Raw genomic sequence first — 19,856 nt, forward strand, 5'->3', positions numbered from 1 at the left:
CATGCCGACTGAAGCCCAACTGCAAGCGAACGAAGCAAAGTACCTCGAACTGTGCGAGGAACTGCAGCGTCGTCTCTCTGAGAATGCAAAAGCAGGGACGGAGAAGGCGATCGCACGCCAGCACAGCAAGGGAAAGTTGACGATCCCGGAACGTTTCGACTTGCTGTTCGATTCTGGAGCTCCGCGTGTTGAGATCGGAGCTCTTGTTGGCGACGGCATGTACGAAGAAGTTGGTGGCGGTATCACGAGTGGCGGTGTGCGAACCGTAGCCGGTCAAATCGAAGGGCGCGACGTGTTGGTCGTCGCGAACGATTCGATGGTGAAGGCCGGGGCGTGGCTGCCGATCACGATCAAGAAGATGCTGCGCGCGCAGGAGATCGCCATCGAGAACCGATTGCCGACGATCTATCTCGTTGATTCGGCGGGCGTGTTCCTCCCGATGCAGGAAGACATCTTTCCCGATCGCGAGCACGCGGGACGGATCTTCTACAACAACTCGCGCATGTCGGCGCTCGGCATTCCGCAGATCGCGGCGATAGTCGGCCCATGCGTTGCCGGTGGGGCGTACTTGCCGGTCCTTTCGGACGAGATTCTGATCGTGAAGCAAACGGGCAGCGTCTTTCTGGCGGGACCGTTTCTTGTAGAAGCGGCAATCGGCGAAAAGGTTGACAAAGAGACACTCGGCGGCGCGGAAACGCACTGCGAAGTCAGCGGCGTCTGCGACTACGAAGAAGAAAGCGAAGAGAGTTGCCTCGCGCGCGTGCGAGAGATTGTGCGTTCCCTGCCCAAGGGTGAGAGCGCCGGGCTTCTTCGCGAAGAGAGCATCGCGCCCGCACGACTGGCCGACGACGTGTTGAAGCACTTCCCTGCGAATGGCAGCGCGACATACGAAGTCAGCGATGTGCTTGAGTGTATTGTCGACGAAGGCAGTCTCGTCGAATACAAGGCCAAGTACGGCAAGACGATCTTGTGCGCGACGGCGCGCATCGATGGATGGGCCTGCGGGATCGTGGCGAACCAGCGCACGCTTGTTCGGACAAAGACAGGCGAGATGCAGATCGGTGGGGTGATCTACTCCGATTCCGCAGACAAGGCGGCGCGCTTCATTCTGAACTGCAATCAGAAGAGTCTGCCGATCTTGTTCTTCCACGACGTGACCGGGTTCATGGTTGGCTCGCGCGCCGAACGAGGCGGCATCATCAAGGACGGCGCGAAAATGGTGAACGCCGTTTCGAACAGCCGCGTGCCGCTGATCAGTTTCGTGATGGGAAACAGCAACGGTGCCGGCAATTACGCCATGTGCGGCCGGGCTTATGGGCCGCGCTTCCTGTTCGCCTGGCCGACGGCGCGCATTGCCGTGATGGGTGGCGAGCAGGCCAGCCGCACTCTCCTTTCGCTCGAAAAGCAGAAGCGCAAAAGTAATCCGATGACCGAAGAAGAGGAGAAGGCCTTCCTCGATCACATGCGCGAGCATTATGAATCGACGACGAATCCCTACCATGCAGCGTCGCGATTGTGGATCGACGGAATCATCGATCCGAGGCGAACGCGCGAAATGGCGTCGCATCTGATTCGTCTCTGCAACCACGCGCAACTGCGTCCCGACTTTCCCACGGGCGTGATCCAAACCTGATAGGTTGACCGACCATGACTGATTTCGAACTTTTGGACATCGCAATCGCAGAGAACGGCGTCGCGACTGTGAAGCTGAATCGCCCTCCGGTGAATGCGTTGAATCGGCAACTGCTAGAGGAGATCGATGCCGCCTTCACGCAACTTGCGGGGGAGAAGAGCGCCCGTGCGGTTGTCCTATGTGGCGAAGGAAAGAACTTTGCAGCCGGAGCCGACATCAAAGAGATCGCTGCCCTCGAAGAAGGCGAAGCCGTTGCGGAGTTCAGCCGCGTTGGGATGCGCGCTTTCATGAGGATCGCCGATTGTCCGATTCCCGTCGTCGCCGCGGTGAAGGGCTTTTGCCTCGGGGGCGGGTGCGAACTGGCGATGGCGGCGCACATGCGCGTGGCCGACGCGACAGCCGTATTCGGCCAGCCCGAGGTCAAGCTCGGAATCTGTCCCGGCTTCGCGGGAACGCAGCGATTGCCGCGCTTGATTGGCAGCCCGCAGGCGATTCGTCTTCTCCTGACCGGCGATCAGGTCGATGCGGAGGAAGCGCACCGACTTGGACTCGCAGACGTGTTGGCGGACGACGCGATCGAGGAAGCTACGAAGCTGGCGGGCAAGATGGCGCGCTACAGTCGAATGGTCGTTGAGAGAATTCTTCGCCTCGTGCAGGAAGGGACTCAGGCGCCCTTTGCCGAGGCGAGCGAGATGGAATCAGTCGCATTTGGCGAGATTTCGAAGACGCATGACATGAAGGAAGGTTTCGCGGCGTTCATCGAGAAGCGTCGCCCGAATTTCAAGGACGAATAGCCAGGAAGGCAGGCGAGAAATGGAACGAACAGAAATAGTCATCGCGAGCGCATGCCGTACGGCGATCGGGAAGTTCTGCGGAACACTGATGCCGATGAGCGCGACGGATCTCGGAGCAATCGCAGTCCGCGAAGCCGTAAAGCGCGCGGGAATTGCACCCGACCAGGTCGAAGACGTCATCATGGGCAATGTTGTGGGCGCAGGGCTCGGACAGAATCCGGCGCGCCAAGCCGCAATCAAAGGCGGCATTCCCGACAACGTTCCGGCGATGACGATCAACAAGGTCTGCGGATCGGGTCTGAAGGCGGTGATGCTTGCAACGCAGGCGATTCGTTGCGGCGATGCAGATATCGTGGTAGCCGGCGGATGCGAGAGCATGAGCAACACGCCGTACCTCTTGAAGCAAGGCCGCATGGGCTTCCGTCTCGGTCACGGCCAGGTGCTGGATTCCTGCGTGCACGATGGCCTGTGGGATCCGTACGAGGATTATCACATGGGCAACACGGCGGAGTTGGTTGCCGACACCTGCAACGTGAGCCGCGAAGCCCAGGATGCGTATGCGGCCGAGAGCCATCGCCGTGCGGCGGCCGCAATTGCCTCCGGCAAGTTCCAGAATGAAATCGTCCCAGTTGAGATTCCCCAACGCAAAGCCGATCCGATCGTCTTCGATACGGATGAGTGCGTGCGCGAAGGTACAACCGCAGAGAAGTTGGCGAAGCTCCGTCCCGCATTTGTGAAGGACGGCACCGTGACGGCCGGCAATGCGCCCGGAATCACGGACGGCGCGGCTGCGACTGTCGTGATGAGTGCCAAGAAGGCCGAGGAACTCGGCGTGAAGCCGCTGGCGCGTGTGCTGGCGTACAGTTCCGCCGCGCGCGAACCGAAGTGGGTTATGCTGGCGCCGGTGAATGCCGTGAAGATGCTGATGGAAAAGAACGGGTTCACCGCCGCCGACTTCGATCTCGTGGAGCTCAACGAGGCCTTCTCCTGCGCCGCGCTGGCCTGCACCGATCAACTTGGCCTCGATCGGGAGAAAGTGAACGTGAATGGCGGAGCCGTAGCGCTCGGCCATCCGATCGGCGCAACCGGCGCGCGGATTCTGACGACGCTCATTTATGCACTGAAGGACCGCGGACAGAAGCGCGGCCTCGCGTCCCTTTGTCTCGGTGGCGGCGGTGCCGTGGCCATGGCAATTGAACTCATCTGACGATTCACACTCTCCGACCGGGAGGTAAGAGACATGACTATCAAGAAAATCGCCGTCCTCGGCGCCGGAACAATGGGCAACGGCATCGCGCATGTGTTCGCGATGGCCGGATTCGACGTGCACCTGATTGACGTGAATAACGACGCGCTGAAGCGCGGGCTTGGTACCATCGAGAAGAATCTCGATCGCATGGTGAAGAAGGAGAAGATCACCACGGATGACAAGGCGGCGACCCTGCGGCGCATTCATGGCGAATCGGACCTTTGCCACGCGAAGGATGCGCAGTTGGTTGTCGAGGCCATCATCGAGAATGCCGATCTGAAGAAGAAGATTTTCGCCGAACTCGACCAGTTGTGCGATGCGAAGACGATCTTCGCCAGCAATACGTCTTCGATTTCGATTACCGAACTGGCCGCCGCGACCAGCCGACCGGATCGTTTCATTGGGATGCACTTCATGAATCCCGTGCCGGTGATGAAGCTCGTCGAGATCATCCGCGGTATCGCCACAAGCGACGAAACCTGCGCAACGATCACGGAACTGACGGGGAAGCTCGGCAAGACCGCCGTGGAGGTGAACGACTTCCCCGGATTTGTGTCGAACCGTATTCTGATGCCGATGATCAACGAGGCCATCTACGCGGTGATGGAGGGTGTGGCCGAGCCCGAGGCGATCGACACCGTGATGAAGCTGGGCATGAATCACCCAATGGGGCCGCTGACGCTGGCCGACTTTATCGGGCTTGATGTGTGCTTGTTCATCATGGAGGTTCTGCACGATGGCCTGGGAGATCCGAAGTACCGCCCGTGTCCTCTGCTGAAGAAGATGGTCGCCGCCGGTTATCTGGGACGGAAGAGCGGCAAGGGATTCTACGATTACAGCGAGTAAGGAAAAGCGCCGATGAACATCGAGGAGAAGCTGGAGCAATTGCGCGCCCGCGAAGCCGAAGCCCGCCTGGGCGGCGGCGAGAAGCGCATCGAAGCTCAGCACAAGAAGGGCAAGCTGACCGCCCAGGAGCGTCTCGATGTGCTGCTGGACCCGGGTTCTTTTCACGAGTTGGATATGTTCGTCACGCACAACTGCCGCGACTTCGGCTTGGAGAAGCAGCAGTATCCGCGCGATGGCGTGATCACCGGCTGGGGCACGATCGATGGCCGGCTCGTGTATGTTTTCTCGCAGGACTTCACGGTTTTCGGTGGAGCGTTGTCTGAAACTTACGCCCAGAAGATCTGCAAGATCATGGACCTCGCGCTCGACAACGGCGCACCTGTGATCGGGCTGAATGACAGCGGTGGCGCGCGCATCCAGGAGGGCGTTGCGAGTCTCGGCGGGTACGCGGAGATCTTCTATCGCAACACGATGGCTTCCGGCGTTGTGCCGCAGATCTCTGCGATCATGGGGCCATGCGCTGGTGGCGCTGTTTACTCGCCGGCGATCACTGACTTCATCTTCATGGTGGAGCACACGAGCTTCATGTTCGTGACCGGACCCAACGTCATCAAGACGGTGACGCAGGAGGAAGTGACATTCGACGAGTTGGGCGGCGCGGATGTTCACACGGGCCGATCCGGCGTCGCGCACTTCGCGCACTCCAACGAGGTCGAGTCCTTAGCGGCGATTCGGCGGCTGCTCTCCTTTCTCCCGAGCAACAATCTCGACGATCCCCCCGTCAGCGAATGCAAAGACCCCATCGATCGGCGCGATGAGAAGCTGCTTCACGTTGTTCCTGCCGATCCCAACAAGCCGTACGATATCCGCGAGGTTGTTCATCGCGTGGTGGACGATGGCGAGTTGATGGAAGTGCAGCCGAACTACGCCGGCAACATCGTCACCGGCTTCGCGCGGCTGAACGGAAGGTCAATTGGAGTCGTCGCAAACCAGCCGGCGAACCTGGCCGGCGTGCTCGACATCGATGCGTCGCTGAAGGGGGCCCGGTTTGTGCGCTTCTGCGATGCGTTCAACATTCCGCTGGTGACTTTCGTGGACGTGCCGGGCTTCCTGCCGGGAACCGCCCAGGAGTTCGGCGGCTTGATCAAGCACGGCGCAAAGTTGTTGTACGCCTACTGCGAAGCGATGGTTCCAAAACTAACCGTGATTACACGCAAAGCATACGGCGGTGCGTACGATGTGATGAGCTCGAAGCACATTCGTAGCGACATCAACTTTGCGTTTCCAACGGCGGAGATCGCAGTCATGGGGCCGAAGGGCGCCGCAGAAATTATCTTCCGCCGCGAATTGGCCGAGGCCGACGACCCGGATGCGATGCTTGAACAGAAGGTCGAAGAGTACCGCGATCGTTTCGCGAATCCGTACGTCGCGGCATCGCGAGGCTTCCTGGATGCGGTGATCGATCCGCGCGATACGCGCCCGCGGCTGATCGCGGCGCTGGAGATGCTCCGCAACAAACGTAAGACCTTGCCGGCAAAGCGCCACGGCAACATTCCGCTCTAGGACTTCGCATGACTGCTCAAAGAACCATTCGCAAAGTCCTGATCGCGAATCGTGGCGAGATCGCCATTCGCATCCTGCGCGCCTGCAGCGAGATGGGCATTCGCAGCGTCGCCGTGTTCTCCGACATAGATCGCGGCAGCATGCACGTCGAGTTCGCCGATGAGGCCTACTGCATCGGCGAGGCGATTCCCGCGCGCAGCTACCTGAACATCGCAGCGATTTTGGACGTGGCGAAGAAATCCGGTGCGGATGCGATCCACCCGGGCTATGGTTTCCTCGCGGAAAACGCGGAGTTTGCTCGCGCTGTCGCGGACGCCGGTTTGATCTTCATCGGGCCATCGCCCGAAGTGATCGACCAGATGGGCGAGAAGGTCTCCGCACGCGATATGATGAAGAAGTTCGGCGTGCCGACGATCCCGGGCACGGAGGAGAGCATCTCTTCGGCCGAAGAGGCGCAATCCTTCGCGCGCGAGTTCGGATATCCGGTCTTGCTGAAGGCCGCAGCCGGAGGCGGTGGCAAGGGCATGCGCATTGTTCGCCGCGACGAGGACATCGCGACGGCCTTCCGCCAGGCGACGAGCGAGGCGCAGAAGTCCTTTGGCGATCCGAGCGTCTTTCTTGAGAAGTTCGTCTCGCCCGCACGCCACATCGAGATTCAGATACTCGGCGATTCGCACGGCAATTACATCCATCTCGGCGAGCGCGAATGTTCCGTCCAGCGGCGCTTTCAGAAGCTGGTTGAGGAGACTCCGTCCCCATTTGTGGACGACGCGCTGCGGCGCCGCATGGGCGAGGCGGCCGTGAATGCGGCACGCGCGATGGACTATCAGAATGCAGGGACGTTCGAGTTTATCGTCGATCCCGAAAAAAACTTCTACTTCCTGGAAGTCAACACTCGCCTGCAGGTTGAACATCCTGTGACGGAACTGGTGTCCGGCGCCGACCTGTTGAAGGAGCAACTGCGTATCGCGGGGGGGCTGCCGATCAGTCAGAATCTGATCGACTACAGCAATAACCCGCGTCCACACGGTCATGCGATCGAATGTCGCCTGACGGCCGAGAATGCGCGCGCAGATTTTGCCCCCTCAACGGGTCGGATTACATTCCTGAAAGTCCCGGATGGCCCTGGCGTTCGCGTCGATCGCGCTGTTCGTGCCGGCAGCGAAGTCAGCGTCTACTACGATTCGCTGCTTGCAAAGGTGATCGTCTGGGCAGCGAACCGCGAGAACGCGATTGCTCGAATGCGGCGCGTGCTCAACGAGTTGCAGGTGGATGGTGTGGATACGAGCCTCGAGTTTCATCGCTGGCTGATGGAGAACGAGGAGTTCCTCGGCGGGCGCCTCAGCACAAAGTTCGTGGACGAGCACTATCACCCTGAAGACATCAAGACGAACATCGATGAGGAACTTCTGGCGGTTGCTGGTGCGCTTCTCTTTCACAACGAGAAGAACGGCAAAAACGGGAAGTCGACTCACTCGGGTCCCGTCGACACCAAGGGGTTGGCCTGGCGCATGTCCGGGCGGGGAGGCGTTCGATGAGCGACGCGCGTTATGTCGTGACGGTCGAAGGGCACCAGATCCCCGTCGTGATCCGCGAGAACGAGGGACGTTGGCTGGTTGAATGCAACGGCCGCGAATACGCGATCGATATGGTGCGCACGAGCGGGACCCCCCTGTGGTCTTTGCTGATCGACAACGTTGTGCATCGCGCCGTGCTCGTTCGCAGCGCCGGCGAAATGGTGTTGGAGCTTGACGGGCGGAACACGCGACTTGATGTGGCGACCGAGCGAGACTTGCTGTTGCGAAAGTTCGCGCCCAAGAAGTCGGCCCTTTCGGGCGTTGCCGAGGTGCGTTCGCCGATGCCTGGGCTTGTCCTCGAGATCGAAGTCGCGGAGGGGGACCGCGTCGAAGAGGGACAAGGCGTCGTCACTGTCGAGGCCATGAAGATGGAGAACGAACTCAAGGCTCCATGCGCTGGCACCGTGACGAAAGTCCTCGTTGAGTCCGGCCAGCCGGTGAAGAAGGATCAGCCACTCGTGATTATTGAAGCAGATGGAGAGGAGAGCGGGGAATGAAACTGGGAGAATTCGAAATCCACGTCGTCTCGGACGGTTTGTTCAAGCTCGACGGGGGAAGCATGTTCGGCGTTGTGCCGAAGATCATCTGGCAGAAGACAAACCCGTCGGACGACATGAACCGCATCGAACTCGGGCTCAATTGTCTGCTCATTCGAACCGGCGAGAAGAACATCCTCGTCGACACTGGAATGGGTGACAAGTGGGACGACAAGATGCGCAGCATCTATGATTTCCGTCCGGGTGACGGACTGCTAGGCGAACTCGCCAAGCTCGATTTAGAGCCCGAAGACATCGACATCGTTATCCAGTCCCATTTGCACCTCGACCATGCAGGAGGCAGCACGCGGACACTCGAAGATGGCTCCTGCGTCCCGACTTTTCCGAAGGCGCGCTACGTTGTGCAGAAGGGCGAATGGGATGTTGCTACAAATCCCGACATCCGTAGCAAACCCAGCTACATGGGGCAGGACTTCCTTCCGCTGCAGGAAAGTGGGCAGTTGGAGATCATCGACGGCGACACGGAGATCCTTCCGGGAGTTCGGACAATCATGACTCCTGGTCACACCATGTTCCACCAGAGTATCATCGTCGAATCCGGCGGCGAGGCTGCAATCTTCCTTGCCGACCTGATCCCAACGACCAGCCATGTGCGGCCGAACTACACGATGGGCTTCGATCTGTACCCCATGTGGGTGATCGAAAATCGCATCAAGATCATCGACCAGATTGTTGCGGGCGATTGGCTGTGCGTGTTCGAGCACGATCCGAAGACCGCGCTCGGGCGGTTGAAGCGCGAGGGCAAGAAAGTCTGGGCCGAGCCTGTTTGACTATTCCCAATCGATCGTGACGATCCCATCGTCGGGGATTTCCTCGATGGAAACTTGCCGTTCGATCGCCTTTCCGTTCGGCGGAGTGATCTCGACAGAAATCTCTGGCACATTGACGGAATCCAGGTAAAACGCGCCGTCGGCGTCGGTTTGCTTCGTGATCGGCGGCAACGATCCGAAGCTGCCGGATACGAACGCCGGGCGTCCTGCGGCAGGCGGATTCAACTCCACGCGAATCATTCGTGGCGGTTGCGCGGCGTTCAGCGATAACTCGACGTGCTTCTCAAGATCGTCTTTTGAAATGTCCGCGGCGTCGCTGGGGAAGACCTCGACCGGCGAGACCGCCGTCGAGATGCGATACGTGCCAGGCGTAATGATCGATACGGCCATGGAATTCGGCTCGGCTAGAAACTCGTCCGCACCAACGGCACGCCAGGTCTCGATTGGCTCGATATAGCGCTCGAGCAAGTAGATCGGATAGCGATCGGCGCTCTGCGATTCCAGCGTGCCCTTCAAGTCGTCGGGGATATCCAACACAAGCCATCGATAGACGGGGACCGTGTATTCTGCGGACGCATCACGATCTTCCAGATCGTCGCGGCGCAGCGAAGGGTTGTAGTCGAATCGGAATTCCGTCTGCGTGAGGGGGCGCTTGCCTTCCGGCTGCGAAATGGTGGCCTGGAACCGCGCCACCCGATCCATCGGCAGATCCTGGAACAGGAAATCGCCATTCGCGTCAGTTGTCTGGACGGATGCTATGGGCGCATCGATCCAACGAACGGGAACATCCGGCAGAGGTTGATCGCCGGCTTCGAGCACCAGTCGCCCATGTAGATCGTAGACGTTCATGTCCTCCTCAGAGAACAGCTTGCTCAGATCCAACTGCACCGTGCGTACGGACTCGGCGTCCAATTCGATCTCGATCGGCTGCGCTTCCAGGCCCTCCAGCGTGGAGAGGCGAATGCGCAAGGCATCGTCGGGAAACAACGGAATCAGCTCCGCGTCCTCATCGGCCGTCATTAAGTACATCAGGTTGTTCTGGAGTGCATCGTAGAGGTCTTTCGAGGCGGCTTCCATCAAGGGAGCGATGCGCGATGCTTCCTCTGCATTCGCGCCGGTCACGCGGCTGAAGTTCGCTAGGTAGTGCGGCATCGGATTCGGATTGTTGATCAATTGCACTCGCAGCCCAGTCGGCAGGTGAGCCTTCAACTCGCCGGCATCGATCAGTGCATCCTCCGGCTTTGCATCCGGCAACGCGACCGTTCCCATGTAGTAGCGAAGATCGGATTCCCACGCCAGAATCCGATAGGCGGGCGCTTCGGGAACTTCAACGGGGCCGAGAATTGCCGAACCATCTTCCTCAATCTCGACCGGCGCATTGATCCAGCGCACCACATTCGCCAGGTCCAGAGCGCTCTCCGGGCCGGCGCCTTCGCGGCCGGCTTCCACCCAGGAGTTGTACTCGGCCAGATCTTCCGCAGAGACTTCCGTGATGCCCACTTGTGCGCGCAGCGATTTGCGATCGGCTCCGCCGGAAGGAAGAAGCGTCGCCGTCAGACGCAGAGCTTGCGGCTTCAACTCCGGCTTGGATTCTTCGTCGCGTCGCGCAGGTTCTGCTGTGGCGGATTCGGTCGGAGTGGCCGTCGGAGCGGCCGGCTCCTGCGGAGTCGGCACTGGCGTGGCGACTGCCTGCGCTTGCGTGTGCGGCGTCGATATCACTCCGGAGCGTACCGTTTCATCCCCGCCGCCGGAGAACACCAAGTAGAGCGCGGCGCTCAGGGCCAGAACCCCGAGCACCGCGTAAATCCAACCAGTCGATCCTCGCCGCTGTTCGCTCACGCTTTCTTCCTCCTGCTACTGGGCAAGCGCCGGCTCGCCTGCATCGGCATCGCTCGTCGATGAGTCCGAATTCTGTTGTTGATACTGCATCTGGCGCTGTTGCTGGCGCTGCCAATCCTTGAAGGCCTCGCGAATCACCATTTCGATGACGATGACCATCGGCCGCTCTTCCAGTTTGTCGCGATGCTGCAGAATCATGTCGATGTTGGCCTGTGGAATACCCGAATCATCGAGATCACGTAGAGCGCGATCCAGGTTGATGTTCACGTCCGCGTTCTGGTTGTTCCGCAGTTCATCGTCGACCTTGTAAATCATCTCTGTGAGATTCTCCCACAGATCGATCATCTCCTCGTTCCCATTGTCGGCAGCGTACTTGATGGTCAGTAGGGTCGTTTCCGAGTAGTAATTGAACTCGATAGGAGACATCTCCTGCTCGCGCATGATAAGGGCCACATCCGACATGGCCGGGGGCAGTTTCGTCATCGCTAGGCTGACCACATCGCCGAAGGAAAGATCCGCTTTGCGCTTTTCCTGGGCCGCCGCAACGATTTCGCCGATGGCCGGGATCTGCAGGAAACGGTCGACCGTCTTGTCGCGGACAATCAGGTAGGCCTCGAACCGATCCGGATCCATGGATCTATCCTCCGGTGCATCGAACGGATAGTCCTCCTGCACCTGGTGGATCTCGTTTGCGGCCTGTTCGTATGCGTTCGCCATTCCCTTGATCTTCACGCCGACGAATACAGCCAGGCCGACAGCCAACACGATGAGAAGGAGCGCCAGGACGCCGCAACCGATCAGGAATTTCTTCATGGTCTCTATCTCCCTTGGCCGCACGATTCGGTGCGACCATCTGTGAGTCTTCGGAGGGTTCGGACACCCTTACCCCTGATCTCCAGGGGGCGGCAAGAGTCATTGCGCCCTCCGGCGTGATGGCACAGACCGCCCGGAACTTCCCTTGAGCGACCTGCGCCCCTTGCTCCATTCTACGCATACACACGGGCCGATATTCATCCAATGGCCTGATTTGAAAGGATTTCGCATGCTCCCAACCAGTTTCCCACCCCTCCTGAAAGGTTCTGCTCATGTCAAAGTATGTGGTCTGACGCGAGCGGAGGATGCGCAACTGGCCTTGGATCTGGGTGCGTCATTTATTGGTTTGATCTTCGCCGCCGAAAGCCCTCGTCGCGTCACACGAGAGCAAGCCAAGGCGGTTCTCGATGGCCTTCGCACGTCCGAAGAGAACCCTGTTCTTCCCATCGGTGTGTTTGTTCATGAACCGATCGAAGAGATCGTCGACCTCGTTGAAACGTTGGGTCTGGCCGGCGTGCAGATGCACTCCGAGCGCTTGCCGGAAGAGATCGGTGTGGTTCCCGTGCCGGTCATTCAAGCCGTACGAGTTGGCGGGACAGAGAACGAAGAGGAGATTGAGACGGCGTTGAAGATCGGACCTGTGCTGCTGGATACGTTTGTGAAGGGCAAGATGGGCGGAACCGGCAAGACGTTCGATCATGCGATCGCGCAGCCATTCCTTGGCCAGGGTGCAGTGTTCATTGCCGGCGGATTGAATCCGGAGAATATCGGCTCGATCGTTTCGGAGTTCCGAACCCGTGGCGCGTTGCCCTACGCATTCGATGTTTCGAGCGGCCTGGAAGAAAGCCCAGGCGTGAAGTCGCCGGAGAAGATGCGGAAGTTCTTTGCGGAAGTGGAGCGTGCTCTGCAGTAGGCACAAACAGAGCCGCTCCCCACTTACGTTCCACCCAAGGCCTTCAACGCGAGTCCCAGAATTTGTGACAGAATCGTGACGAGGATCAACGCCACCGGATACACCGTAGCGTAGGCGACCGCGGGCACGTCTGAGTCGGCGGCGTTGCTCGCGACGCCGAGGCCCGGCGTGCTGGTCATGCCGCCGCAAATCGCGCCCAGCGTGCTCAAGATGTCGAGTTTCAGGACCCAGCGCGCGAAGATGTAGGAAGCGGCCAGCGGAACCGCGGCGATCACAACGCCTGCGATGAAGAGCTGGACCCCTTGTGCCTTCAACACCTCGACGAAGTTCGCCCCTGCCTTCGTCCCAGCCCCCGCAAGGAAGAAGATCAGGCCCATTTCGCGGATGAAGATTTTGGCTGCCAGCGGCATGCGGAAGGACAGCGGACCGATGCGCCCGAAGTGACCGACGATCAGTGCTGCAAACAGGGGGCCGCCGGCCATGCCGAGCGCAACGCGCAACTCGCCGGGGAACGGCAATGGAATGAGGCCGATCGCCACACCGACCGCCAGTCCCAGCGACAACGGCAGGAAACGTGTTTCCTGCAGGCGGCGCTCCTGGTGACCGACCAGCGGCATGAAGCGCTGGCAATCAGCGCTATCGCCCACGATGCGAATCGTATCGCCGAATTCCAGGGTCGACGAACCGGTCGGTACCATCTCGATCTCGTCGCGCCACAACCGCGTGACGACGATGCCGTAGCGCTCGCGAATGTGCAGTTCATCCAGGCGCTTGCCGGCCACGGCGTCTTCGCTCACAATCAGCGTGTGCGACACGATGTTCGACGGCGGCTCTTCAACATTCTCAATCTGTGGGCCTATCAGCATCTCAAGCTTGTGCAGATTGTCGTCGGTGCCGATTGCGCGCACGCGATCGCCCAACTGCAGTTCCGCTTCGTTGCGAGCGGGGATTGTGTGTCCGAGCTTCGTGATGCGTGAAATGGCCGTTGTCGTCAGGTGGGCGGAGGACAGTTCGTCGACCGTTTTGCCGTGCAACTGTGGGTTCTTCATTTCGAGCCACACGACCTTGACGCCCGGTCCCTTCATCTTGCGTTCGACCTCTTTCGCTTCCTTTTTCAGATCGATTCGCAGGAAACGCGGCATCAACTGAACGAACAGCACGACACCCACGACGCCGAATGGATAGGCGACACCATAACCGACGGAGACGTTCGGATCCTTCAGGGCTTCAAGCGCGGCGGCCAGGCCCGGCGTCGTCGTCAACGATCCGGTGTACAGACCCGTAGAGAGCGCGGCGCCGAAGTGGAAAATCATTTCCATTGCAACCGTCGCAGCGAAGCCCGCAGCCAGCGTCACAATAGCCAGCATGGCAAACGCGATTCCCCGGCTTCGGAAGGCCTTGAAGAAGCGCGGCCCTGCTTGCAGGCCGACGGCGTAGACGAATAGCGCCACGCCAAGCGTCGTAATCGCTCCCGGGATTGCGATCCCGAAGTGCCCAAACACCAGCGCCACAAACAGAACGCCCGACGCGCCGAGAGACACACCTCGGATGCTGAGGTTGCCGATCAAGGTGCCCAGAAGGATGATGAGAAACAGAGAAAGGGTGGTGTTGCCCTGCAAAAACTCGATGACGTTCAAGGGAGGAGAGGAAACTCCAAGAGGGTTTTCAGCGGCGGCCTGTCCTTCTCGCGGCCGACGCGTATCGATAGTGCATTTCGGGGCACGGGTGCAATCCCTGACCTGGACATCATCGGTCCAAAATCACCGCTTTGTCGCCATTCGGACGCTCTAAATCGGCAGATTAAGCGTTTGCGAATGTTTTCCCTTGCCAGGGGGGCCGCGGCCGCCGACCCTCCGTCCGTCGTTGTTCTGACGTATGATTGATGCAGGTTCTGCTTTCTTCCCCTTCCTCACTCCTGCGTACCGCTCTCCTCCCCCGAATTCCGGGTTCCGTCTTCGCGCCTGCGCGATGCGGCTGGCGAGCACCTGAACCAGTCGCCATTCGCACTGAAGACAAAATCCCCGGAAGGACTCTTCCACATATATGACGTTTACTGAAATGCACCTCGACCCCCGCTGTCTCCGAATTCTTGAGAAGCAGGGGATCACCACACCTACGCCCATCCAGGAACAGGCAATTCCCGTCGCTTTGAGTGGTCGGGACTTGATCGCCATCGCGCAAACTGGAACGGGCAAGACGCTCGCCTTTGGATTGCCCGCGCTTGCTCGGCTTGAAAACACCCCCCGCGGCCACACGGGCATGCTCGTGCTGGCCCCCACACGCGAACTTGCGCAGCAAGTCCACGACGTACTCGCGCCTCTTGCGCGTGCCATGAAGCTGACCAGCGCCTGTATCTACGGCGGTGTCGGCATGGCTCCCCAGGAGCAGGCCCTGCGCCGCGGCGTCAGCATTGTCGTCGCCACGCCCGGACGGCTGCTCGATCACATCCAGCGCCGCAACACGCGCTTCAGCAAGATCTCGGAGCTCGTCCTGGACGAGGCTGATCGCATGCTCGACATGGGCTTCCTGCCGGACATTCGCCGGATCATGGCGGAACTGCCTGCGCAGCGCCAGACGATGATGTTCTCCGCCACGTTCCCTGACGAAATCGCCAATCTGACCAAGTCGATGCAGAACAACCCCCACCGGATTGAAATCGGCGCTGTTGCTCAGCCCGTGGATGCGGTGCACCAGACGATGTACGCCGTCGCCCGGGACCAGAAGTCCGAACTGCTGGCCGATATTCTTCGAGAGAAGGATGTCACCTCGACGGTCGTGTTCGTTCGCACCAAGCGCTCGACCGATCGCGTTGCCAAGACGCTGGAGCGCCAGGGCTACCGCGCGGCCGCGATTCACGGCGGCTACACGCAGAACCGCCGCCAGCGCGCAATCGATGGCTTCCGCAAGGGGCGCCACAAGATCCTGGTCGCCACCGACGTCGCCGCACGTGGCCTGGACGTGAAGGGCATCTCTCACGTGATCAACTACGACCTTCCGGCAACCTCGGACGACTACGTCCATCGGATCGGCCGCACCGCCCGCGCAAGCGCTACAGGTAATGCCATTACGTTCGTCTGTCCCGACGAAGGCCGCGATTTGGCGCTGCTCGAGCGGGCTATCGGTCGCCAGATCGAACGGATTTCGTGGGATGGCGAGGCCATGCTCGATTACCAGGCATCCTCGGTTCGCAGGCGCCGGCCGGCACCTGCGCCCGCCAGGAAGAGCTTCAAGCCCAAGGGCCAACGCCGCTCGGACAATCGCCCTCGTCGCTACTAAGCCGACCAACATCGCAATCATTCTCCCGGCGCCCACCCAGGCGCCGGGATTTCTTTTGGGGCTCCCGGAACCGGCGAGAACTGGCGTGGTGGCGGTCAAAGTCCTTGTCTTTCACGGACTCGCTGTCCGACTCTCAGAGTCGTCCTCGCACCCGAGAGTCGGGGACTGAACACTACTGAAGGACGGGCATCTATGAAACTCACGCGCCTTTTCGGGCTACTTATGATCGGAATGCTGGTGGCCTGCTCGCCCCAGGAAGCCGGTGATAATGGCGGTGGCTCCTCGGAATCCGCTAACGCCGGACAGCAAAATGAGCGCACGTTCCCGCCTGCGCCAAAGGGCACCATCCGCATCAATCTTGGCGCCGAGCCTTTCAGCCTCGATCCCAACACCGCCAACGACATCCCGTCCTCAAAGGTCATTCGTCACCTGCAGGAGGGGCTGATTCGATTGGACGGCGACGCGCAGCCGAAACCTGCCGTCGCGGAGAGTTGGGAGCACGACGATGCCTACAAGGTCTGGACGTTCCATTTGCGTGACGGGATGACCTGGACGAATGGCGATCCAGTCGTGGCCGGTGATTTCGTGTTTGCCCTGCGGCGAATTCTGACGCCCGCGACCCAGGCGCAGTATGCGCAGATGGTCTTCGGTTTCCTCGAAGGTGGCCGCGAGTTCTATTCATCCAACGGTGAAGATGACGAGAACTTCGGTGCTCGGGCGATCGACGATCACACGCTGGAGATTCGTCTGACGGCGCCGACGCCGTTCTTCCCGACTGTTGTGAACCACCCGAGCTGGTACGCGCTGAATCGTCGCGCCGTGGAAGCGAACGGCGATCGCTGGGCATTGAGCGCAGACACTTATGTTGGAAACGGTCCGTACATTCTGGAAGACTGGGCGCCGAAGGATCGCATCATCGTCACGAAGAATCCGAACTACTACGGGGCGGACGAAGTGAATTTTGATAAGATCGTGTTCCGCATGATCGAGAGCGAATCCACCGCGCTCGCTGCCTTCGAAGCCGGCGATCTCGATATCATCGATCGCATCCCTCTGCCGGAAGTGAAGCGCCTGCGCGAGACGCCCGAGTGGGCCGCTCCGCCGTACCTGGGCTGCTACTACGTCTGCTACAACGTGACCGAGCCACCGTTCGACGATCTGGCGCTGCGCAAGGCGTTCTCGCTGACAATCAATCGCGATATGATCGTGAACAAGCTGACGCGGCGCGGCGAAACACCCGCCACCGGTTACGTACCGGAGGGCATTCCTCTTCCGAACGGGAAGGACTATCGCGAGGTTGCTCCGAAGTTCATTCCGACGGGCGATTTTGCGAAGAATCTCGCCGAGGCCAAGCGCATACTGGCCGAGGCTGGATACGGAAATGGCAAATCGATTCCGCGCGTGTCCTACCTGTATAATACAGCGGACGAGCACAAAATCATTGCCGAAGCGATGCAGGCGGTGTGGCAGGTATCGCTTGGCGCGAACGTCGATCTGGTGAATGTTGAATGGAAGGTCAAAATCGATCGCGGCAATACTCAGGATTACGAGTTCATGCGCTCCGGTTGGATCGGTGACTATCTGGATCCGATGACATTCCTGGATATTTTCGAAACCGGCGGCGGCAACAACGATGCGGGTTATTCAAATCCGCGTTACGACGAATTGCTCGAGAAGGCGCGCCAGGAGACGAATCCAGACAAGCGCCTCGAGTACATGATCGAGTTGGAACGAATTCTGGTCGAAGAGGATTGTGTCGTCGCGCCGATCTATTTCTATCGCGAACCCTTCCTGATTCGCACAGACGTCAAGGACTGGGTGCGCAACGCGCTTGGCGACCTGGACGTTTCGCGCGCCTATCGAGTGGGGGAGACGTAAAAGAGGGACGGAGGCCTTCGTGTTCTTGTTGTTGCACCCCTTCAGGGTGCCTGAGTTCCACGAATCGCACACCCAGGGTGGCGCTCACGTTGTTCGCTGACCCTGGGCTATCTGATGTGGAATCCCGTTGGGATTCAAAGATGGCGACGCCAAGTGCATTCTGGCGATTAGTCCGATGGACTCGAACATCCGGAAATCCAAGGCAAGTGGATGCTCCTCCCTGGGATGGGTACCCCAGGCTATCTGATTTGTAGTTACGTTGGGATCTCGGTTTGCGGGCGGGCCGCATACTCTGTCGATAAGTCCGAAGGACTTGAACATCCAGAAGCTATGGGCAAGCAAACCCTCCGCCCTGGGACAACTGGCTCCAGGCTGTGTGACGTGGAATCCCTCTGGGATTCTGTTAAGCCTGCGGGCGGACTGTTCTACTGACAAGTCCGAACGACTTGAACATCCGACAGCCCAGGGCAAGCGAATGCGCCGCCCTGGGGCACCGGGCCCGTCAATCTGCACGCTGAAGGCGTGCAACAGGGTCAGATCTGGTCTAATTCACTCTATTTGTTTTTGGGAAGATGCTTCTCAACAAGCGCCTCGAGTTCCTCTTCGTGCAGGGGCTCGAGCCGTGCTTCGAGTTGGTTCCCTTCGCGGTCGTAAATGAACGTCGCGGGCAACGCGCCGGACCATTCTTTCGAGAACGCATAGATCAGCTTGTCGGGATCTGCGCTGACGACGAAGTTGGGATAGGGAATCCCCTTCTTCTTCAGGAACGGGGGGACTGTTTCTTGCCATTCATTGGGAAAGTCCGCAGAAAGGCCGACGAATAGCACGCCTTCGTCTTTGTACTCGTTCGATACCGCCACGAAGCCAGGCAGTTCCGCGACGCACGGTGCACACCACGTTGCCCAGAAGTTCACGACCAGCAGGTCGTGATCGTGACCAGCCAGCAGCGCCTCGATTTCGTCCATATGGATCAATGCCGATTCGCCCGCCGCGGGCAGCGTCACCGTCGGCGACGTCGGCGAATCATCCGCCTGCGCCAAACCGGGCAGGAACAAGATCGTAGCCAGTGCAAGAATCGCGAGCGGGCGCAGCATATCGAGAACTCCGGGGAAGATGTGAAAAGGCGCCCGGACGGCAATTGCCGATCCGGGCGCCAGAGACTTACGTACCTTCGGCAATCAGCTCTTGGTGGGGCGGACGCCGCGGGCGTACTTCAGGCCGCAGCCGAACGCGCGGGTTTCCTTCACGCTCGGTGCATTGCCGGCCAGCAGATCGTTCACAGCGTTCTCGACGTAGGACTTCAACTCGCCGTCCTCGTTGAACTTTCCGCTGTCGAACGCGCCATGGTACTGAACATTCATGTTGCCATCCAGCACGAAGACTTCCGGTGTGCGGGAAGCGCCGAACTTCGCGGCGATCTGGCTGTCCTTGTTCTCCAGAACGGGGAACGGCTTCGACTTGGCGTGCTCAGCCAGGTCAGCCGAGGCGTTGTTAATGCCGGAGTCGATGGCGACCACGTTCACGCCCTTCGCTGCATAGTCCTTCTGGAACTGCGCGATGCGATCCTGGGCTTCCTTCACGTACGGGCATTCCTGGTTCCAGAAGATCACGACGGTGGCCTTCTCGCCGGCGACGGACTTGAAGTCAACCGACTCGCCGGTGGCGGCGTTCGTCAGCGAGAAATCTTCGACCTGCGAACCGAGGCGGTACGGGCTGGCGGCTGTGTTCTTGACCATCTGATGGGCGTGCTCGCGCATCATCTCGCCCTTGCCTTCGAGGCTCTTCATTCCGGCCTTCATGTCCGCGCTGCAGCAATCGGCCTTCGCCTTGCCTTCAGCACACTCGCCAGCCTTCATTCCCTCGGCACAACAAGCGCCTTTTTCCTTACCTTCGGGACATTCGCCCGCCTTCTCTTTGCACTCGGCGCTGCAGTCGCCCTTCATCTTGCCTTCGGCACACTCGGCGGCTTTTTCTTTGCACGCCGCGCTGCAGGCCGACTTGCTCATGCCCTCAGCACATTGGGCTGCCTTCTCTTTGCATGCGGCCCCTTCTCCATCGCCGTGGCCGTCGGCCAGGGCAACGCTGCCCATCGTCATCAGGGCTGCCATCAACAGTACGCTTAGTTTCCGAACCATCACTTAGACTCCT

The 19,856-nt window shown here is 59.8% G+C and carries 16 protein-coding genes; 11 read left to right on the top strand and 5 right to left on the bottom strand.

Annotated features, from left to right (window positions below; translation table 11 throughout):
• The first annotated feature begins 1 nt into the window (after position 1).
• The 8 genes from KQI84_10285 to KQI84_10320 are packed head-to-tail and all read left to right on the top strand — an operon-like array spanning position 2 to position 8,989.
• The gene (locus KQI84_10285; GenBank protein ID MCB2155266.1) at positions 2 to 1,633 is read left to right on the top strand and encodes an acyl-CoA carboxylase subunit beta; all 1,632 of its coding nucleotides are present in this window, start codon (positions 2 to 4) and stop codon (positions 1,631 to 1,633) included.
• Between the two features lie 14 nt (positions 1,634 to 1,647).
• Complete coding sequence (locus tag KQI84_10290) at positions 1,648 to 2,427, top strand: enoyl-CoA hydratase/isomerase family protein (GenBank protein MCB2155267.1); 780 nt, start codon at positions 1,648 to 1,650, stop codon at positions 2,425 to 2,427.
• A 19-nt stretch (positions 2,428 to 2,446) separates the two neighbouring features.
• Positions 2,447 to 3,634, top strand: a complete 1,188-nt coding sequence (locus KQI84_10295; protein ID MCB2155268.1) for an acetyl-CoA C-acetyltransferase — start codon at positions 2,447 to 2,449, stop codon at positions 3,632 to 3,634.
• 33 nt (positions 3,635 to 3,667) lie between these two features.
• Complete coding sequence (locus KQI84_10300; GenBank protein MCB2155269.1) at positions 3,668 to 4,522, top strand: 3-hydroxybutyryl-CoA dehydrogenase; 855 nt, start codon at positions 3,668 to 3,670, stop codon at positions 4,520 to 4,522.
• A 12-nt stretch (positions 4,523 to 4,534) separates the two neighbouring features.
• Positions 4,535 to 6,085 (top strand): acyl-CoA carboxylase subunit beta, encoded by a 1,551-nt coding sequence (locus KQI84_10305; protein ID MCB2155270.1) that lies wholly within the window; start codon positions 4,535 to 4,537, stop codon positions 6,083 to 6,085.
• An 8-nt stretch (positions 6,086 to 6,093) separates the two neighbouring features.
• On the top strand, positions 6,094 to 7,623 hold the full coding sequence (locus KQI84_10310) for an acetyl-CoA carboxylase biotin carboxylase subunit (protein ID MCB2155271.1): 1,530 nt from the start codon (positions 6,094 to 6,096) through the stop codon (positions 7,621 to 7,623).
• Positions 7,620 to 8,159, top strand: a complete 540-nt coding sequence (locus tag KQI84_10315) for a biotin/lipoyl-binding protein (GenBank protein ID MCB2155272.1) — start codon at positions 7,620 to 7,622, stop codon at positions 8,157 to 8,159. Before KQI84_10310 ends, KQI84_10315 begins: the two co-directional genes overlap by 4 nt.
• Entirely contained in the window at positions 8,156 to 8,989 is an 834-nt protein-coding gene (locus KQI84_10320; GenBank protein ID MCB2155273.1) for an MBL fold metallo-hydrolase, read from the top strand. Before KQI84_10315 ends, KQI84_10320 begins: the two co-directional genes overlap by 4 nt.
• Here KQI84_10320 and KQI84_10325 read toward each other — a convergent pair whose 3' ends face one another.
• Positions 8,990 to 10,828, bottom strand: coding sequence for a hypothetical protein (locus KQI84_10325; GenBank protein ID MCB2155274.1), 1,839 nt, complete (start codon positions 10,826 to 10,828; stop codon positions 8,990 to 8,992).
• A 15-nt stretch (positions 10,829 to 10,843) separates the two neighbouring features.
• A complete protein-coding gene (locus KQI84_10330; GenBank protein MCB2155275.1) occupies positions 10,844 to 11,641 on the bottom strand; it encodes a hypothetical protein in 798 nt (265 codons plus the stop codon).
• 229 nt (positions 11,642 to 11,870) lie between these two features.
• Here KQI84_10330 and KQI84_10335 point away from each other — a divergent pair, with 229 nt between their 5' ends.
• Positions 11,871 to 12,554, top strand: coding sequence for a phosphoribosylanthranilate isomerase (locus KQI84_10335; GenBank protein MCB2155276.1), 684 nt, complete (start codon positions 11,871 to 11,873; stop codon positions 12,552 to 12,554).
• Positions 12,555 to 12,577: 23 nt separating this feature from the next.
• Here the strand turns inward: KQI84_10335 and KQI84_10340 are convergent, their stop codons facing one another.
• On the bottom strand, positions 12,578 to 14,191 hold the full coding sequence (locus KQI84_10340; GenBank protein MCB2155277.1) for a YidE/YbjL duplication: 1,614 nt from the start codon (positions 14,189 to 14,191) through the stop codon (positions 12,578 to 12,580).
• Positions 14,192 to 14,597: 406 nt separating this feature from the next.
• On the opposite strand from KQI84_10340, the gene KQI84_10345 reads away from it, so the two are divergent.
• On the top strand, positions 14,598 to 15,830 hold the full coding sequence (locus KQI84_10345; protein ID MCB2155278.1) for a DEAD/DEAH box helicase: 1,233 nt from the start codon (positions 14,598 to 14,600) through the stop codon (positions 15,828 to 15,830).
• Positions 15,831 to 16,022: 192 nt separating this feature from the next.
• Complete coding sequence (locus tag KQI84_10350) at positions 16,023 to 17,708, top strand: peptide ABC transporter substrate-binding protein (protein MCB2155279.1); 1,686 nt, start codon at positions 16,023 to 16,025, stop codon at positions 17,706 to 17,708.
• 554 nt (positions 17,709 to 18,262) lie between these two features.
• Here KQI84_10350 and KQI84_10355 read toward each other — a convergent pair.
• Together KQI84_10355 and KQI84_10360 are read right to left on the bottom strand one after the other, a co-directional pair.
• Positions 18,263 to 18,802 (bottom strand): TlpA family protein disulfide reductase, encoded by a 540-nt coding sequence (locus KQI84_10355; protein ID MCB2155280.1) that lies wholly within the window; start codon positions 18,800 to 18,802, stop codon positions 18,263 to 18,265.
• 84 nt (positions 18,803 to 18,886) lie between these two features.
• On the bottom strand, positions 18,887 to 19,843 hold the full coding sequence (locus KQI84_10360; protein ID MCB2155281.1) for a redoxin domain-containing protein: 957 nt from the start codon (positions 19,841 to 19,843) through the stop codon (positions 18,887 to 18,889).
• Between the last annotated feature and the right edge of the window lie 13 nt (positions 19,844 to 19,856).

Source organism: bacterium, from assembly GCA_020444065.1.
GTDB lineage: Bacteria > Sumerlaeota > Sumerlaeia > SLMS01 > JAHLLQ01 > JAHLLQ01.

What these genes read in the sequence shown, in the direction of transcription:
- KQI84_10285 (MCB2155266.1), top strand. Translation starts at nt 2, where the DNA reads ATGCCGACTGAAGCCCAACTGCAAGCGAACGAAGCAAAGTACCTCGAA.
- KQI84_10345 (MCB2155278.1), top strand. Translation starts at nt 14,598, where the DNA reads ATGACGTTTACTGAAATGCACCTCGACCCCCGCTGTCTCCGAATTCTT.
- KQI84_10360 (MCB2155281.1), bottom strand. Translation starts at nt 19,843, where the DNA reads ATGGTTCGGAAACTAAGCGTACTGTTGATGGCAGCCCTGATGACGATG.
- KQI84_10350 (MCB2155279.1), top strand. Translation starts at nt 16,023, where the DNA reads ATGAAACTCACGCGCCTTTTCGGGCTACTTATGATCGGAATGCTGGTG.
- KQI84_10310 (MCB2155271.1), top strand. Translation starts at nt 6,094, where the DNA reads ATGACTGCTCAAAGAACCATTCGCAAAGTCCTGATCGCGAATCGTGGC.
- KQI84_10315 (MCB2155272.1), top strand. Translation starts at nt 7,620, where the DNA reads ATGAGCGACGCGCGTTATGTCGTGACGGTCGAAGGGCACCAGATCCCC.
- KQI84_10290 (MCB2155267.1), top strand. Translation starts at nt 1,648, where the DNA reads ATGACTGATTTCGAACTTTTGGACATCGCAATCGCAGAGAACGGCGTC.
- KQI84_10330 (MCB2155275.1), bottom strand. Translation starts at nt 11,641, where the DNA reads ATGAAGAAATTCCTGATCGGTTGCGGCGTCCTGGCGCTCCTTCTCATC.
- KQI84_10305 (MCB2155270.1), top strand. Translation starts at nt 4,535, where the DNA reads ATGAACATCGAGGAGAAGCTGGAGCAATTGCGCGCCCGCGAAGCCGAA.
- KQI84_10320 (MCB2155273.1), top strand. Translation starts at nt 8,156, where the DNA reads ATGAAACTGGGAGAATTCGAAATCCACGTCGTCTCGGACGGTTTGTTC.
- KQI84_10295 (MCB2155268.1), top strand. Translation starts at nt 2,447, where the DNA reads ATGGAACGAACAGAAATAGTCATCGCGAGCGCATGCCGTACGGCGATC.
- KQI84_10300 (MCB2155269.1), top strand. Translation starts at nt 3,668, where the DNA reads ATGACTATCAAGAAAATCGCCGTCCTCGGCGCCGGAACAATGGGCAAC.
- KQI84_10335 (MCB2155276.1), top strand. Translation starts at nt 11,871, where the DNA reads ATGCTCCCAACCAGTTTCCCACCCCTCCTGAAAGGTTCTGCTCATGTC.
- KQI84_10355 (MCB2155280.1), bottom strand. Translation starts at nt 18,802, where the DNA reads ATGCTGCGCCCGCTCGCGATTCTTGCACTGGCTACGATCTTGTTCCTG.